Raw genomic sequence first — 15,349 nt, 5'->3', positions numbered from 1 at the left:
AAAAGTAAGCTGGGTTATCCAGCTTACTTTTTTACCGATACAGAACTGGGAGAATAAACGTATGAGACAACTTATCGTCCGAAGATTACTGCAAACCCTGCCGATGTTGTTTTTTGTTTCGGTTGTGTGCTTTGCGATGATTAAGCTGGCTCCGGGGGATCCGGTATTATCCTTCGTTACGCCGAATATGCACGCAGATGATATTGAGCGTATCCGGCATAACCTTGGGCTGGATAAGCCAGCCTACATTCAATATTTAATCTGGATTAAAGAAATATTGCAGGGGAATTTCGGTTATTCCCTAGTGAATCATCAGCCAGTATTGGATCAAATTCTAGAACGCCTGCCTGCAACGGCAGGCTTGATGGGTTCTGCGATCGGTCTCGCTGTTTTGCTGGCGATTCCACTCGGTCTTATTGCTGGAGCAAACCGGAACCGCTGGGTAGATAAGCTGATTAATTTCTTATCCTATGTCGGAATATCCGTGCCTTTGTTTTGGCTTGCCATCTTACTGATGTACTTATTCGCGATTAAGCTGCATCTGCTTCCTATTATGGGGATGCGAACGATTGGTGTGGAATCGGCGTTTGATGTATTCAAGCATGGTATCCTGCCTTGCACCGTGCTTGCTTTTGGATTCTTGGCTGGTTATGTGCGATACATTCGCTCTAGTACCATTGGACAGCTAAAAGAAGAGTACGTGCAGATTCAATATGCTTTTGGATCTAACAAGACAACGATTCTGTTCCGTCATGTAATGAAGCATGTGTTGCTTCCTGTAATTACATTGCTCGGGATGTCTATGGGTGATCTGGTGGCAGGCGCAATTGTTACAGAAACAGTATTTTCATGGCCAGGTATTGGCTCTTTGGGGATGACTGCAGTTAAAGGGATGGATTACCCCGTGATTATGGGAATTACTCTATTCTCCTCTTTAATGCTGATCATCGGTAATCTGGTCGCGGATATTCTATATAGCTTCGTGGACCCACGAATTAAATTAACGAGGTGACCTCATGAATCGCAGTAAATGGAAAAGTGTTGGAGATGAGCTATTTACGAATAAATTGGGCGTCGCAGCCCTCATTACTTTAATCATCTTCTCACTGGGCTCTATATTTGCTTTTTTATCTGGACATGATCCGAATGCGATGGATGTTCTGGCACGTCTGAAATCGCCGGGAGCCGATCACTGGTTCGGGACGGATGACTATGGCCGGGATTATTTTGCCCGCGCATTATATGGTGGCCGGGTATCACTGTTAGTTGGCTTTGCTTCAATGATCATTGCTACAGGCATAGGTGTGACGGTGGGCGTAATCAGTGGATTCTTTGGCGGATGGGTTGATAATCTTCTCATGCGGATGCTTGATGTAGTGCTGTCCATTCCTTCTTTCTTAGTTCTGCTGCTGCTTAGCGTATTTCTGAAGCCGAGTGTTGGGAATATCATCATTATTATTGCTCTATTAATGTGGATGAATATCGCCCGTGTCATTCGGGCAGAGACGATGACGATTAAGGAACGCGAATATGTACTCTATGCAAAAGCCTCCGGACAGAGCAATTTCGGAATTATTTGGCGTCATATTCTTCCGGGGCTAGTGCCTGTTGTCATTGTAGGTGCGACGAATAATATCGCTTCGGCGATAATGATGGAGTCGTCTCTAAGTTTCCTCGGGTTCGGGGTACAGCCTCCGAATGCGACTTGGGGCAGTATGCTTAACAATGCGCAGGGATATATCGCTCAAGCGCCATATCTGGCTTTATTCCCTGGATTATTGATACTATTAACGGTACTTAGCTTTAATGTTTTGGGTGATATTTTGCGGGTAGGCTTTGAACCGAAGCTGATCCGAAGATAGGAGTGTGAAGACATCATGACGGAACGGCTATTGTCTGTCGAGGATTTGAAGGTTTCGTTCCATACAAGGGACGGAGAGAATCAAGCAGTTCGCGGCGTTAGCTTTCATATAGATGCTGGTGAGACGGTAGGAATCGTCGGAGAATCTGGTAGTGGGAAGAGTGTAACTGCCAAGGCGATTATGTCGTTAATTACACCTCCGGGTAAAATTATCGGTGGAAATATTAATTTTCGTGGAGAGAATTTATCGAACCTTTCGGAAAAAGAGTGGAGAAAGCTACGCGGCAATCGTATAGCAATGGTGTTTCAGGACCCCATGACCTCTCTTAATCCTGTAAAAAAAATCGGCCAGCAGCTTACGGAAGTCATCCGTCGGCATCGGGGTTTAAATAAACAAGAAGCGCTTAAAGAGGCAGCAAGCATCTTGCGTCAGGTAGGAATTAATAATCCTGAACAGCGGCTGCAGCAATATCCGCATGAATTCAGTGGCGGGATGCGCCAGCGGGTCATGATCGCCATGGCTCTTTCCTGTAAGCCAGAGCTATTGATTGCGGATGAGCCGACAACTGCGCTCGATGTAACAATACAGGCGCAAATTCTCGATCTTTTTAAAGAGTTGAAAAATAATACCAGTACAGCTGTAGCGCTCATTACCCATGACTTGGGTGTGGTAGCGCAGGTATGTACACGGGTTATAGTAATGTATGGTGGACTTGTGATGGAGGAGGGCACGGTAGAGGATATCTTTTATCGCCCACAGCATCCTTACACGAAAGGTCTGCTTCGCTCGATTCCAAAACGTGACGGCAAGTCGCGGGAACGCCTTGTCCCTATCGAAGGCACACCTCCGGATTTGCTGAATCCTCCTTCGGGCTGTCCATTTATGGAACGTTGCCCTAATGCTTTTGCCCGTTGCAGCGAACGTCCTCCAGTCATCGAATTATCGCCTGGCCATCGTTCGATGTGCTGGCTGGCAGACGGTGTGCAGGAGACTCCAGCCGTAGCTGGTGTTGAAGGGAGCGGTTCTGTTGAGTGATAATAAGATTCTAGTGGACGTAAATAATCTGAAGAAACATTTCTCCAAAGGCAAGGATATATGGGGACGTAATACATCAGTGCTTAAGGCGGTAGATGGCGTAAGCTTTCAGATTCGTCAGGGGGAGACCTTTGGACTGGTCGGAGAGTCGGGGAGCGGCAAGTCCACGGTTGGACGCTGCTTGCTGCGATTGTATGACTATACAGATGGTGAAGTGTCTTTTGACGGGCAGCCGCTGAGCAAGCTTGGAGAGAAGCAGCTTAAGCCTTTTCGCAGACGGATTCAATCGATCTTTCAAGATCCATATTCCTCGTTGAATCCAAGCCTGAATGTACTTGATCTGATCAGTGAGCCTATGAAAATCCACGGGATCCACGAAGGCGACGAGCGTATAGAGGCTGTTGCGGCACTGCTGGATAAGGTGGGTTTAAAAAGAGAGCATCTTTATCGCTTTCCTCATGAATTCAGTGGTGGGCAACGCCAACGGATTTCGATCGCTCGAGCATTATCTGTGAAACCTGAATTCGTAGTGTGTGATGAACCAATCTCAGCGCTGGATGTTTCTGTTCAGGCTCAGGTAGTGAATATGCTGGAGGATTTGCAGTCGGAATTTGGGTTGACCTACCTCTTTGTTGCGCACGATCTGTCGATGGTACGGCATATTTCGGACCGGATTGGCGTGATGTATGGCGGTCGTCTCGTAGAGGTAGCCGAAAGTGACGAACTATACGAGAACCCTATTCATCCTTATACGAAGGCGCTGCTATCTTCGATTTTGGAGACGGACCCTAAGCGGGCTAATCAGAGAATTATTTTAGATGGATATTCGGCAGAGTACGGCAGGGCTGAGACCTCTACATTGCAGGAAGTTAGTCCGGGTCATTATGTTGCTTATGATTTCACGGAATAAGTAGAATCTATATACAGGTATGGGGGGAAACAGGATGTCAGACAATTTGAACCGGGTAAAGTTATCCCAGTGGGATGCTTTACTGGTAGAATCACTTCGCGCTTTGGGCTGGTCCAATGAGGATATTCTTCGTAAAGTGGCGGAGGGCGATTTGCCCGTTGACGAGAGTGAATACGAATTTGATTATAAGCAGTTGACCACTTTACAAGCGGAGCAGCCAGAATTGTTCGAGCAAGCGGTGAAGACAGGCTATCAGATCAAGTACAACACGATTCGTGGCATTCGTAGCTGGATATGGGTTGTTCTTGGTAAAGAGGCAGAGTTGGAGCTTGAAGAGGGTAAAGAAGCCATAGAAATAGTATTGACGACAGCCGAGAAGAACCGGCTGGAATCTGTGCTGTCATTCGGCTGGCAGATTCACGGTGGAGCCGGCGTGAAAGACGATGCCAGCGCTAACGCAAGCTACCGGATCGAGCCGATTCAACGATAACCTCTCCAAGCAGAGAAGAAATAAAGAAAGAACGCCCTTACCTTTTCCTCATGGAAAGGATAAGGGCGTTCTTGGTTAGTTCACTTCAATCCGGCCACGCCGGAAGCTGATTTCTGCTTTGCCGGTGTGCAGCTGCCACATATGCCAGAATACAAACGGAACAATCATAATAAAGTTGATGATTCCCCAATAGTTCATGACGTCTGCATTGTACCACGATGAAGCATCCATTAGTGTCGGGAACAGGCTAACGAAGCAGGCGCGTAGAAGTAAATGTGCCGCTAATGTATAGACCCGCGCAATGATGTAGAGTTCTGGGCGGCGTTTGATGATGGGATAGAGCTCGGCTGCGAGAAGAATGCATAGCGAGCTTGCAAAGAACTTCGGACTCTCTGCATAGACGAAGGCTGCATTCCAAGTTGTATAGAGGAAGTTCCAGCCGATTGTCGTATATGCAATGAGATCGCCGTGCGATTCAGTAGAAATCTTCCAATATTTTGGCGCAAAAGGGATGGTTATACATAATAGGAGGCCGGTAAGCGCATTGAATGTATTCCCCATCGTAAAGTCTTTAATGGTCGCTTCCATGATATTAAGGAATAGAACGCCATATACGAACCACAACACCCAATCCTTCTGTAACCCATTCCAGAACGGTCCTTTTCGTTTCTCGTAGTTAGCAATACGAATGAATCCAACAAATATCGTAGGAAGAATTACACTTAAAATCTTGGCCCACCGAAACCAGCCTTCGACACCGCCCATAAGCCATAAGGGAAAGGTTAGTAAAGAAGCAATCCAGAACCAGTGGGCAAACTTATAATGCTTGCGCATGATACTGACAACAATAAGAAGCAGAACTATGTAGCCGATCATACTAACGCCGTACTGCCATGCAGGAATATCCATGATAAACCTCCTTTTTTGTGAAAGCGTAATCAATTGCTGCCGATACTGAGCTTCAACCCTACAATGCTTGGTTAATTCTTAAACATAACAACTGTTCGGTTTTATTGTATTGGGAATTAATTGGTTCTGTCTGTGCTAATTAACACACAAAAAACAAATTAGATTCAGTACTCTTTTCATATAAAAATAAATCGCAATAAGCGATTCAGTTGGGCGGGGAGTTTATGTCTGAGGATAGAAAATTACATATTATTGAGGCGACGAATCGTGTTATCTATCGAATGGGTATTGCGGGTACGACAATGCGGAGAATTGCCGATGAAGCCGGGCTTAGCACAGGGGCGTTGTATCATCATTACAATAGTAAAGAAGAGATTCTTTATGATGCGATGGATCGCAGTCTATCCGTATCTACGAGAATTGCCGAGGAGGTACAGCAAGGGAAGTATAGCCGCGGGGAAGTTATTGAGCAAATCAGCGAGAATGTGAAAGATCGTTTTAACAAAATAGATGACAATCGAATGCAGTTCTATCTTGCCCAGGAAGCGATACTAGGGAATGAGGAAATCTCCAATCAATTGAAAGTTAAGTATAAGAAATGGATTGGTCATACCGAGGAGCTGTTGCAACGCTTGTACGAAAAACAACCCGGGAAATACAATAAAGCCATTGCCTCATTGCTGATTGGAGCTATTGACGGGATCGTTATGCAGACGCTGCTGGGTGTGGCGAATACGGATGATATTGAAGATATTTCCGAGGTATACCACAAGCTTCTTGTAGAAGGCATTCCGAAGCTGTTAGAAGCATGGGATGAATAACGCAGAGCGTGGCGGTACGGCTAATCCTTGTGCGTGTAATTCACAGAATGAAACTCCCCGCAGCTTGCTGCGGGGAGTTTCATTATACGTTTACTGTTGTATAAGCAACCTCATATTGTGCAGCTTCAATCCAGGTTCCTGTCTTAAAGTCTCTGCCCCGGACAAGCACTTTATCTCTATATACTTCCACATAGAAGCCTTGGCTGCCTGTCTTATGCTTATCTTCGTTTGTCCAAAGGTAGGCGACAGAAGCAGCATTAAACATTGTTGCCATCTCTCCATGGCCAGGGTACATAGTGTTGTCTACCTCTAACTCCCAATGGGTGTGACCAGTGAATAACAAGGTCTGGGGGTGTCTCGAAAGAATCTCTTTTAATTCCTTATCTTGAGTGACACCATACCAATCTTGTGATTCTAACGATCCAGCTACTGTATCTTTAAGCGGTTGATGCAGGAAAAGAAAGATAGGCTGATCCGGTGAAGCTTGCTCCCCAAGCTTATGCTCCAGCCAATCAAGCTGCTTAGAGGAAAGATGACAGAATTTAGGTAATCCTTTTTCTGTACCTAGAAAGATAAAATGATAGCCATTAATCCAGTGATCATGATAGGGTCCAGACATTCCAGTCTGTGACGTATACATCCCTAAGCGAGACTTCCAAATCCCGAGGCCTACATCATGATTACCTAAAGTGAAAGTAATGTCGGGCAAGTCAACCTTATGTTGATTAATGATACGAAGCATTTCTTTATATTCAGCAGAAAAACCATGGTTTGTGACATCACCGATATGCATAATCCCACTGCTGCCTTTTCCATGTGCGGCTATATCACGGAGCGCCAGCTCAAAGTTAAGATTGTACTCATGATTTCGGTCAGCGGTGACATGCGTATCCGTGATGATCTGAAAGGTAATAACAGGCTTCTCTTCAGGTAATGTGTTCACGCTCATGTTTAGGCATCCCCCTTCATCTTATGAATCTATGAAATACTGTGGCTGTTCACTAATGCGTCTTCCCGCTAATGTTCAGTCCTATGATCCCGGTTAGGATAACGGCTATCCATAGTAGGGAGGACAGGGTTAGCTTTTCTTCGAAAAATAGGGCTCCTATGAAAGAAATAAGGATGATTCCCGCCCCTGACCATATCGCATAAGCAACGCCTACCTTAATAGAGGTGAGGGCAAAATTCAGGGAGGTGAAGCTGGCTCCATAGAACAGGAACATGAGCACGGAAGGCCAGAGCTGAGTGAACCCCTGAGATATTTTCATTGAGATGGTCCCTGACAGTTCGAACACAATAGCTAGCATCAGAAACATCCATGCCCATATTCCTTCTATTTTCACAGGGAAGTAACCTCGATGCTGAGTTCAGCGTAAGATCGCACAATGAGATCTGCATCCGGGAGAATATGCGACGAAGCACTAATATCTTCATTTTCAGTTATTCCTATAGCTACCTGTACACCCGCTGCTTTAGCCATTCGCATATCCCCATTAGTATCACCGATAACTGCTGTGTGCGCGGGTTCAACGGCCAACCTTTCGCAGGCAAGCTGCACCATGTCGGGGAAAGGTTTACCCTGATCCACAAGGTCTGTTCCAATTACCTCGGAGAAATAGTGCCGTATGCCGAGCCATTGGAGATGTTTCTCTGCAGCATCTGTTTCATCTGCGGTCACCACGGCGAGAGGGATGCCAGCACTCGCACATTCATCGAGAAAACGATGAATACCCGGCAACGAGTGAACGGGGCGTTTCTCTTCCAACATAACATCCGCTTCCAGACGGCACTGATGAACAAGCTCCATGGACTCCGCCCACGATAAACCTTGCAGATAACCCTGCCATGACAGGATGGCATAGAGGTCACTCATAGTCCCCATAGCCAGGGGGCCGTTCCGATCATAATCGGTAATGCTTCCTTGGGCATTGTGTATAGTTCCCATTAATGCAGGGAGCTGTTCTTCTGGAATCTGTAGTCCTCTTTGCTTCATATCCTTCGTGAATCGCTCTAAAAAACACTCGCCCCAGCTGCCCCAGAGGGATACGAACTGGAGCAGCGTACCATCCTTGTCGAATAGAATAGCTGCTACAGCGTATCTGCCTTGTGGCGTGATGAGCTCAGACATGAACTCCACCGCCTTTATTTTAGTTTATCAAGCGCTGCTTGCGCTGTTTCCTGTGCTTCCTTAAGTGCCTGTGCTGCAGGAATATTCTCAATCTGCACCTTATCAGCGGCGATTTTCAGCGCATCGTTGATTTTGCCGCCAGTTGGATCTTGGAATGGTGCAGAGCCATGAGAAGCTTGCATCAACGGAATCTTAATCTGTGGATTGCTTTCACTGAATGACACAAACGCCGAGTCTTGCAATGCGGATTGGCGCACCGAAATATATCCAGTATTAATGGACCAAGAGGCAGTATTCTCGGCATTTGTGAAGTAGGTTAGCCATTTCATAGCCGCTTGTTTCTCACTGTCGCTAGCTTTAGATAGAATGCCGGCCATCAGTGCTTGGGCTACGGGTTTGCCCTCGCCAATCCCTGCCCAGCCTGGCTGCTCCATAGCAGAAACAATGCTAAAGTCGAGGTCACCTTGATCGCCACTGGAGCCGGTGTAGCCTGCGGATTGATTCTTCATTACATCATCAATTGTTTTGTACCAATATTCCCAGCCTTGACCCCCTGAATGAATCCGCATGATCTTATCCTCGTGGATCCATTTGCGGAACAAATCCCAGGTTTCGATCCACTCTTTAGAGTCGATCATGACTTGTTTCCCATCCTCGCTAAGAATAGTGCCTCCTTTGCTGAGCACGGCATCAATCATGTTCCCTGAACCCCACATAGGCTCCCAACCGAAGAAGGTGGTTTTGCCGCCGTCTTTCACGGTCATTTTCGCAGCTGCGGCAGCTAGGTCTTCCCAAGTCTTCAATGTGCTCGCATCAATTCCGTTCTTCTCAAAAGCATCTTTGCGATAGTACATAACCTGTGTTGTTCCATACATCGGCAGGAAGTATTGCTTGCCATCAACCTGGCCCTGATTTAGAAAGGTTTGGACAAAATCCTCTTTATTAAAATCTGGCTGCAATGCCATAAGCTCATCTATCGGTGCGAAATATCCTTTGCGGGCCCAATCTACGTTTGAGGAGAGAGCAGCAGCAGGCACTTTTCCTGTAGCAATCGCCGCTTGCAGCTTCTGCTCGGTTTCAGTGTAGTCTGCCTGCGCGATACCTTTGACAATGACCTCTTGCTGAGAGGCATTAAATTTCTGAATCAGTGCCTCCATATTCTCACCAAGCTTACCGCCGAGACCATACCAGAACTCAATCGTTATCGGTGCATTTTGTGTAGGCGCAGCCTCTGCGGAGGGGGAGGAAGAAGCTCCATTTGCCGCTGTAACATTACCTGTACTCGCATTTCCTCCACAAGCTGTTAACATTGTAAATCCGGCAACCAAAGATAGGGCGGACAGTCTCTTCAATACGTTCATCATCATTCTCCTCTTATTAAATAGAATAGTTAGCTTATCCTTTGCTGGAACCAGCGGTCATGTTTACGCTTTGCATGATGGTTTTCTGAGCTAGTAGAAATACTAGCAGCAACGGGGCGATGGTGAATGCGCTAGCGGCCATGATCAGCGGCCATTTCAATCCGTAAGCACCTCCTTGAGTGAAGAAACTACGCAGACCGGCCGAGACCAGCTGTAGATTAGGATCTTTGGTGATGAGCATTGGCCAGAAATAGTTATTGTACTGATCAATGAAGGTGATCAGGGCTAGCACAGCAAAGGAAGACCGTGTAATGGGGACAAGAATGGTCCAGAGAATCCGCATATGCGAGGAACCATCCACTTCTCCAGCCTCTACCAGCTCATGGGGAACCTGAAGGAAGGCTTGCCGAATTAGAAAGATAGAGAAGACACTTACACAGTTAGATAGAATCAACCCGGCATATGAATCCAGTAGATGAAGCTGGGACAATACCAGATATCCGGGAAGATAAACGGCGGTGGCAGGGACCATATAGCCGAAAAGAATGACACCTGCGAACAGCCCTCTGAAGCGGAATTTCATATGCGTAAGCGCATAGGCCATCATCCCGGAATTTATCACCTGCAAAATAACAATCGACACGGCGACAAATACGCTATTGCCCATATATCTAAAGAAAGGGGCTTCGTGCCAGGCGGCTGAAAAGTTACCCCACAGCGGCTCTTTCGGCCAGATCGTCGGCGGAGACTGCCAGATTTCATCATTGGTTTTTAAGGCGCTGGTGACCATCCAATAGAAGGGGAAGGCCATGATCAGTGCAATAGCTGCAAAAAATAGATGGCGGGCCAGTTTGCCCACTCGTACGGTCGTTGCATTCATCAGTCGTTCTCCTTTACAGCAGTAGTTATTGATAATGGGTTGTCCGTTTACTAACCTCTAGTGAGATTACGGAGAGCAGCATACATATAAATACCAGAATCATTGCGACACTAGAGGCTTCTCCAATCTGAAAGGCTTCAAAGGCAGACTGATAATACATATAGAGCAAGGTACGTGTTGATCCCGAAGGTCCACCTTGTGTCAGTACGTTAATCTGGTCGTATGCCTGTAAGGCACCAATGATCTGTACGATGAACAGAAACAGTGTCGTTGGCGAGATTAGCGGTAAAGTAATACGGTTGAATTTTTGCACAGCATTTGCTCCATCCAGTTCAGCGGCTTCCAACAGATCGGTAGGGACATTGCGTAGTGCCACCAAGTAAAAAATCATCGCCCAGCCTACCGATTTCCATATCGTCACGAGCAGAACGCCGAGCAGTGCCCATTTAGGATCTTGAAGCCAACCGATTTTTTCTAGACCTAAGAGGTCAAGTACAGTATTAGCAAGGCCAATTTCAGGTTCATAGATCCAGGACCAGACAATGGATACCGCCACGGTCGGCGTGACCCAAGGGGAGAAAAGCAATACCTGATAGAGGGTGGAGCCTTTCAGCTTCCCATTCATCAGGAGTGCAAGTCCAAGTCCGATCAGAATAACGGGCAGTACACTTCCCGCACAGAATAACAAGGTTACTCTTAGCGCTTTATAGAAGGCGGGATTGCTGAACAGATCCAGATAGTTGGTTAGTCCGACAAAGGTTTTCTCGGGGCTCATGAAGTCCCATTCAGTAAAGCTGAGATAAAATACATAAAGTAATGGCGCGAGCCAAAATACCACGAATGGAATCATTGCCGGCAAGGTGAAGAGCACCGGTTTCAACTCACCTATAAATCTTGTGCGTTTCATTATTTTGTCGATACCCCATTCCATCTTCTGTTTTTTACGGTATAATTCTGAGGAAAGCTCCTCCGTTCAAAAAAAATTGTACACTCATCGAGCAGCTGCGTGGTCAAGCGGGCGTAAAGATCGATGCGAGATTATGTAAAAATTTAAGAGATTAGCGAAAGTAGTTGCTATTTTGTGTAAAATAGAAGGTAGATTCTAAGTGGAATGAAGGTGCAGCTATGAAACAGGTAGCCTTTGGTGAAGAGAATAGAGACTTATCTCCACGCGAGCAGCTGCTGCGTCCGATGATTGATGCTATTGCTCAGACGATGGACTTATATGGCGCCAATTACTCATTCGGGCAGCTGTATGGAATTATGTTCTTTGAAGACCGGCCGATGACGCTTGAAGAGATGAAGAATGTGATGAATATGAGTAAGAGTAATATGAGCTATGGAGTTCGTTCTTTGATGGCTTCCAAGATGGTGACCAAGCTGGAGGAGAAGCGGGAGCGAAAGGATCTGTATGCAGTGGAAACAGATTTTTTTCAGACCTTTAAGAACTTTTTTGGAATGAAGCTGCAGCGGGAGATTGATGTCATGAGGCAAGCCTTGGATGTTGTTATTCCTGAGCTGGAGGGATTGGTTCATGCCGTGGATACGCCTGAGGAGGAGCGGCAATTCTGCCTGAAGGATCTGGAGAAGCTGGAGCATGCCATTCAATATTATGATTGGCTGCAGCAGTTTGTGGACGAGCTAGGGGAAGATAATTACTTTGTAGACAAGAGAAGGTCCTAGACCGTCTACAATTACACATAGATGTACATAATTATATATAGATCTCCATGTGAGGGAGGTGTTCCTTAAGTCAGTTCAGGCTTAGGGTTCGCCTCCTATTTTTATGATAAGAAACAAAATAAAAAAGAAAATGTAACCAAAAGTAGGTGGAACTGTCACCAAATATGTAGTTACATAGTGAATAAAAGATCTTTTTAAGGAGATTCAGAGATTGCATACGAAAAAATATATGATACTTTTAGTCATTGTTCTGCTAATAAGTCTTGCTGCTATTTTCAACAATCAACACGAGTCTTCTGCAGTTACTATAGATGTGAACGGTCAAATCATTAAGACAGTAGCTGCATATCCGGGCTCGCCTGATGAGCTAATGATTCCCAAGGCTGCAGCAGAACAGGCCCTTAATATGCATATCGGCTGGCAGAAGCAGGGGGCACTTCCGAAAGGTATTTACTATAGAGACCATGTAGCTGTGCTGATGTACCATCATCTTTCAGAGAAGCCAATGCCGCAGTTTCCTTGGATCTTATCTGCCGATCGGTTTGATGATCAAATGAACCTGCTGAAGCAAGAAGGGTTTCACGTGATTACGATGGAACAATACCGTGAATTTATGCTGAATGGCGGCACGGTTCCAGATAATGCGGTGCTGCTGACTTTTGATGATGGATATGAGAGCTTTTATGAGTTGGCTTTTCCTATTCTCAAAAAATATGGCTATACGGCAGTGAATTTTGTTATCGTATCTACGATTGATCACCCAGATCCGAATAGTGTGCCGAAGCTCAATTGGGAGCAGATGCGGGAAATGAAGCGGGACGGGATGGGATTCTATAGTCACACGTACGATTTACACCATTATGGTATCGTAGATGCTGAGGGTGGGGAGCGGCCAGCCGCCAGTGCTTTGTTATATATCGATGATGAGAACAGAAACGAAATGAATACGGAGTACTACAGCAGAGTTACTCGTGATTTAGCCAAGGCGGAGCAAAGACTGAAGGAAGAGCTGGGGAATACCGATTCAGCGATTGCCTTTCCTTATGGATCATACAATGACCGATTGCTATCGGCATGTGATTCACTCGGAATTTCGCTAACATTTAAAATCCAGGATGGGATCAATGCGAGAACGGACCGGAATGCCTCCCGGATCAACGGGGGAAGTCAGAGTCTAACTGCAGTCCAAACTCTTGAGCAGGTTAAACATATAGATTCGCCTATGGAATTAACCCTGAATAACCAAAGAGTAGCTCTGATTGGTAGTGCGCCCGAAATGAGGAAAGGGACCCTGATGGTTCCGTTTATACAATTATGCAAGGATCTACATATTGATCTTAACTACGATCAGAAGAGTCGAATCGTTAAGTTAATGAACACAACGGGAGGCTCATAAACGGCTAAGGAAATGTATGGAATGGATATCAGCTTTCCCTATGTTCATTAGGAGTTTACAAAAAGTGAGAAATTTCGCCAATTTGGGCGAATCACTAGTTGCTATAAGTGAATTCCTTACTGTAGACTATAATTAGAGTACTAATTGGTAGGCGAATGGAGAGAACAGATGGAAGTATTTAAGCGTTACTACGCGAATTTAACGGTCCGGCGTTTTTTTATTTTGGGGCTGGTTGCCCTGCTGCTATTCAGTATTAGAGATATGCTCAATTTAGTACTGTTAACATTTCTGATTGCTTATGTAATGAACAGCTTTCAGGTGCTGCTCACGAAGCGAATCAATAAATATGTTGCGGTCAACAGTAAAGTCATTATTGTTATTTTGTATTTAGCTCTGATTGCTCTGATCGTAGTGACCTTAGTGAATTATTTACCGAAGGTCTTCACACAGATAAAGCAGTTAACTAATTTTCTGACCAGTTTAACCCCTGCAAACATTCCGCAGAACGAAATCGTGCAGTATTTATTTGCCCAGCTTAAGGATTTGAACTACCAGTCTTATGTGAAAGATGGTCTTGAATACGTCCTGAAAATAAGTAATTGGGGCACAAGCTTCGTATTATCCACCATTCTGAGCTTTGTCTTTATCCTTGAGAAGAACAGAATTGTCAGTTTCACTGCCCGTCTTAAAGAGAGCAAGATTTCTTGGTTCTATGTTGAGCTTGAGTATTTCGGTAGAAAATTCATCTCATCGTTTGGTAAAGTGATCGAAGCGCAAATTCTGATCGCGCTGTTTAATACATGCTTTACGGTGATCGGACTCTGGATCTTAGGTTTTCCGTATTTATTCGCCTTATCGATTATGATCTTCCTGCTTAGTTTGATTCCAGTTGTAGGTTTTGTGATCTCCTTAATACCACTTTGTATTATTGGTTACAACATTGGTGGCATAGCAATGACGATATATGTATTGGTTATGATCGCCATACTACATTTTGTCGAGGGTTACTTCTTAAATCCAAAACTGATGTCATCCAAAATGAACCTGCCTATGTTCTACACCTTTATCGTACTTCTCTTCTCTGAGCACTATATGGGTGTATGGGGTCTAATTCTCGGCATTCCAATTTTTGTATTCTTCCTGGATATACTGGAGATCAATAGAGATAACAAGATAGAGACTTAGGAATTCAGTTAAATAGCGTTGAATATACGAAGAGGGTGATCCGATAGCCATTCAATGGCTTTCGGATCACCCTCTTTATTTTGGCGCGGAGAAATGTTATACGGCCACTATATGTATCTTTCTTAGCCGAAAGAAGTGAGAACACTCTCCGTAACGATGTCCCTCAGCTCCGCTTTGTGTGCTGCATACTGCTCGGCTGTAATGCTTCCAGAGGCTAGTCGTGAATCTAGCTGTTCCGTTAGCTGGGTTACCTGTAGATCGATCACATCTTCAATATCTGTGTTTTGTTCTATTGCAATATCTTGAAGTGATTTGCCGTCATATAAGGCATCGTACAGATCATCATCTGTGGGTTGGTTAAGGGCTTTCAATAATAATTCGTCTTTATCCGCAACACTTGTGGTGGACCATTGAGTTGACGAGCTTGCGTTAGCAGTAAGGCTACTCCAAGCATTTCCGAAAGACATTACTATAACTACGGTTCCTACTATAATCACTCTTTTTATATCCATTAGAGTCCTCTTTTCTTATTTTACGAATAACGTTCTATGGTTTCTGTTGAAAGTGTCTGTGATGGTTGTGGTTTAACTTATTTCTATTATAACCCGGAAAGCTGAGCTGAAGCTTAAACAATATTTAAGATAACCTAAAGATTTAACATTGAAATGATATAGCGATAATATACCCCT

General features: G+C 45.1%; 17 protein-coding genes. 9 read left to right on the top strand and 8 right to left on the bottom strand.

Going from position 1 to position 15,349, the window contains the following annotated elements:
* Window positions 1–61 precede the first annotated feature (61 nt).
* Genes MKX35_RS01990 through MKX35_RS01970 form a run of 5 tightly spaced genes read left to right on the top strand, consistent with a single transcriptional unit; the run spans window position 62 to window position 4,297 of the window.
* A complete protein-coding gene (locus MKX35_RS01990; RefSeq protein WP_042123467.1) occupies window positions 62–1,012 on the top strand; it encodes an ABC transporter permease in 951 nt (316 codons plus the stop codon).
* Window positions 1,013–1,016: 4 nt separating this feature from the next.
* Window positions 1,017–1,862: an ABC transporter permease gene (locus MKX35_RS01985; protein WP_042184173.1), complete on the top strand. Its 846-nt coding sequence runs from the start codon at window positions 1,017–1,019 to the stop codon at window positions 1,860–1,862.
* A 15-nt stretch (window positions 1,863–1,877) separates the two neighbouring features.
* Window positions 1,878–2,897, top strand: a complete 1,020-nt coding sequence (locus MKX35_RS01980; protein ID WP_076299926.1) for an ABC transporter ATP-binding protein — start codon at window positions 1,878–1,880, stop codon at window positions 2,895–2,897.
* Window positions 2,887–3,807 (top strand): ABC transporter ATP-binding protein, encoded by a 921-nt coding sequence (locus MKX35_RS01975; protein WP_143759515.1) that lies wholly within the window; start codon window positions 2,887–2,889, stop codon window positions 3,805–3,807. Before MKX35_RS01980 ends, MKX35_RS01975 begins: the two co-directional genes overlap by 11 nt.
* 34 nt (window positions 3,808–3,841) lie before the next feature.
* Window positions 3,842–4,297: a hypothetical protein gene (locus MKX35_RS01970; RefSeq protein WP_076299925.1), complete on the top strand. Its 456-nt coding sequence runs from the start codon at window positions 3,842–3,844 to the stop codon at window positions 4,295–4,297.
* 75 nt (window positions 4,298–4,372) lie between these two features.
* Here MKX35_RS01970 and MKX35_RS01965 read toward each other — a convergent pair whose 3' ends face one another.
* Window positions 4,373–5,206: a hypothetical protein gene (locus MKX35_RS01965; protein ID WP_042184178.1), complete on the bottom strand. Its 834-nt coding sequence runs from the start codon at window positions 5,204–5,206 to the stop codon at window positions 4,373–4,375.
* A gap of 224 nt (window positions 5,207–5,430) precedes the next feature.
* On the opposite strand from MKX35_RS01965, the gene MKX35_RS01960 reads away from it, so the two are divergent.
* Entirely contained in the window at window positions 5,431–6,027 is a 597-nt protein-coding gene (locus MKX35_RS01960; RefSeq protein ID WP_076285089.1) for a TetR/AcrR family transcriptional regulator, read from the top strand.
* Between the two features lie 82 nt (window positions 6,028–6,109).
* Here the strand turns inward: MKX35_RS01960 and MKX35_RS01955 are convergent, their stop codons facing one another.
* Genes MKX35_RS01955 through MKX35_RS01930 form a run of 6 tightly spaced genes read right to left on the bottom strand, consistent with a single transcriptional unit; the run spans window position 6,110 to window position 11,303 of the window.
* Window positions 6,110–6,976: a metallophosphoesterase family protein gene (locus MKX35_RS01955; protein WP_076299924.1), complete on the bottom strand. Its 867-nt coding sequence runs from the start codon at window positions 6,974–6,976 to the stop codon at window positions 6,110–6,112.
* Window positions 6,977–7,028: 52 nt separating this feature from the next.
* Window positions 7,029–7,343 (bottom strand): DMT family transporter, encoded by a 315-nt coding sequence (locus MKX35_RS01950; protein WP_076285208.1) that lies wholly within the window; start codon window positions 7,341–7,343, stop codon window positions 7,029–7,031.
* A 23-nt stretch (window positions 7,344–7,366) separates the two neighbouring features.
* Window positions 7,367–8,155 carry an HAD family hydrolase gene (locus MKX35_RS01945; RefSeq protein ID WP_076285091.1) on the bottom strand — a complete coding sequence of 263 codons (789 nt, stop codon included), beginning with the start codon at window positions 8,153–8,155 and terminating at the stop codon, window positions 7,367–7,369.
* Window positions 8,156–8,169: 14 nt separating this feature from the next.
* Complete coding sequence (locus tag MKX35_RS01940; protein ID WP_081382943.1) at window positions 8,170–9,516, bottom strand: ABC transporter substrate-binding protein; 1,347 nt, start codon at window positions 9,514–9,516, stop codon at window positions 8,170–8,172.
* A gap of 34 nt (window positions 9,517–9,550) precedes the next feature.
* Entirely contained in the window at window positions 9,551–10,396 is an 846-nt protein-coding gene (locus MKX35_RS01935; protein ID WP_042184188.1) for a carbohydrate ABC transporter permease, read from the bottom strand.
* 25 nt (window positions 10,397–10,421) lie between these two features.
* Window positions 10,422–11,303: a carbohydrate ABC transporter permease gene (locus tag MKX35_RS01930; RefSeq protein WP_076285209.1), complete on the bottom strand. Its 882-nt coding sequence runs from the start codon at window positions 11,301–11,303 to the stop codon at window positions 10,422–10,424.
* Between the two features lie 218 nt (window positions 11,304–11,521).
* On the opposite strand from MKX35_RS01930, the gene MKX35_RS01925 reads away from it, so the two are divergent.
* The 3 genes from MKX35_RS01925 to MKX35_RS01915 all read left to right on the top strand — a co-directional run bounded on the left by MKX35_RS01925 (window position 11,522) and on the right by MKX35_RS01915 (window position 14,660).
* Window positions 11,522–12,079 (top strand): GbsR/MarR family transcriptional regulator, encoded by a 558-nt coding sequence (locus MKX35_RS01925; RefSeq protein WP_076299923.1) that lies wholly within the window; start codon window positions 11,522–11,524, stop codon window positions 12,077–12,079.
* 211 nt (window positions 12,080–12,290) lie between these two features.
* The gene (locus MKX35_RS01920) at window positions 12,291–13,475 is read left to right on the top strand and encodes a polysaccharide deacetylase family protein (protein WP_076299922.1); all 1,185 of its coding nucleotides are present in this window, start codon (window positions 12,291–12,293) and stop codon (window positions 13,473–13,475) included.
* Window positions 13,476–13,643: 168 nt separating this feature from the next.
* On the top strand, window positions 13,644–14,660 hold the full coding sequence (locus MKX35_RS01915) for an AI-2E family transporter (RefSeq protein WP_042184192.1): 1,017 nt from the start codon (window positions 13,644–13,646) through the stop codon (window positions 14,658–14,660).
* Between the two features lie 122 nt (window positions 14,661–14,782).
* Here the strand turns inward: MKX35_RS01915 and MKX35_RS01910 are convergent, their stop codons facing one another.
* Window positions 14,783–15,172 (bottom strand): hypothetical protein, encoded by a 390-nt coding sequence (locus MKX35_RS01910; RefSeq protein ID WP_076299921.1) that lies wholly within the window; start codon window positions 15,170–15,172, stop codon window positions 14,783–14,785.
* Window positions 15,173–15,349: the final 177 nt, after the last annotated feature.

It is taken from the genome of Paenibacillus sp. FSL R5-0923, assembly GCF_038009145.1.
Taxonomy (GTDB): Bacteria; Bacillota; Bacilli; order Paenibacillales; family Paenibacillaceae; genus Paenibacillus_AQ.
The sequence above is the reverse complement of the archived record's forward strand: the minus strand, read 5'-3'. Positions and strand labels throughout refer to the sequence as shown.

What these genes read in the sequence shown, in the direction of transcription:
- MKX35_RS01965 (WP_042184178.1), bottom strand. Translation starts at nt 5,206, where the DNA reads ATGGATATTCCTGCATGGCAGTACGGCGTTAGTATGATCGGCTACATA.
- MKX35_RS01960 (WP_076285089.1), top strand. Translation starts at nt 5,431, where the DNA reads ATGTCTGAGGATAGAAAATTACATATTATTGAGGCGACGAATCGTGTT.
- MKX35_RS01915 (WP_042184192.1), top strand. Translation starts at nt 13,644, where the DNA reads ATGGAAGTATTTAAGCGTTACTACGCGAATTTAACGGTCCGGCGTTTT.
- MKX35_RS01910 (WP_076299921.1), bottom strand. Translation starts at nt 15,172, where the DNA reads ATGGATATAAAAAGAGTGATTATAGTAGGAACCGTAGTTATAGTAATG.
- MKX35_RS01955 (WP_076299924.1), bottom strand. Translation starts at nt 6,976, where the DNA reads ATGAGCGTGAACACATTACCTGAAGAGAAGCCTGTTATTACCTTTCAG.
- MKX35_RS01980 (WP_076299926.1), top strand. Translation starts at nt 1,878, where the DNA reads ATGACGGAACGGCTATTGTCTGTCGAGGATTTGAAGGTTTCGTTCCAT.
- MKX35_RS01940 (WP_081382943.1), bottom strand. Translation starts at nt 9,516, where the DNA reads ATGAACGTATTGAAGAGACTGTCCGCCCTATCTTTGGTTGCCGGATTT.
- MKX35_RS01950 (WP_076285208.1), bottom strand. Translation starts at nt 7,343, where the DNA reads ATGTTTCTGATGCTAGCTATTGTGTTCGAACTGTCAGGGACCATCTCA.
- MKX35_RS01935 (WP_042184188.1), bottom strand. Translation starts at nt 10,396, where the DNA reads ATGAATGCAACGACCGTACGAGTGGGCAAACTGGCCCGCCATCTATTT.
- MKX35_RS01970 (WP_076299925.1), top strand. Translation starts at nt 3,842, where the DNA reads ATGTCAGACAATTTGAACCGGGTAAAGTTATCCCAGTGGGATGCTTTA.
- MKX35_RS01925 (WP_076299923.1), top strand. Translation starts at nt 11,522, where the DNA reads ATGAAACAGGTAGCCTTTGGTGAAGAGAATAGAGACTTATCTCCACGC.
- MKX35_RS01930 (WP_076285209.1), bottom strand. Translation starts at nt 11,303, where the DNA reads ATGAAACGCACAAGATTTATAGGTGAGTTGAAACCGGTGCTCTTCACC.
- MKX35_RS01945 (WP_076285091.1), bottom strand. Translation starts at nt 8,155, where the DNA reads ATGTCTGAGCTCATCACGCCACAAGGCAGATACGCTGTAGCAGCTATT.
- MKX35_RS01990 (WP_042123467.1), top strand. Translation starts at nt 62, where the DNA reads ATGAGACAACTTATCGTCCGAAGATTACTGCAAACCCTGCCGATGTTG.
- MKX35_RS01985 (WP_042184173.1), top strand. Translation starts at nt 1,017, where the DNA reads ATGAATCGCAGTAAATGGAAAAGTGTTGGAGATGAGCTATTTACGAAT.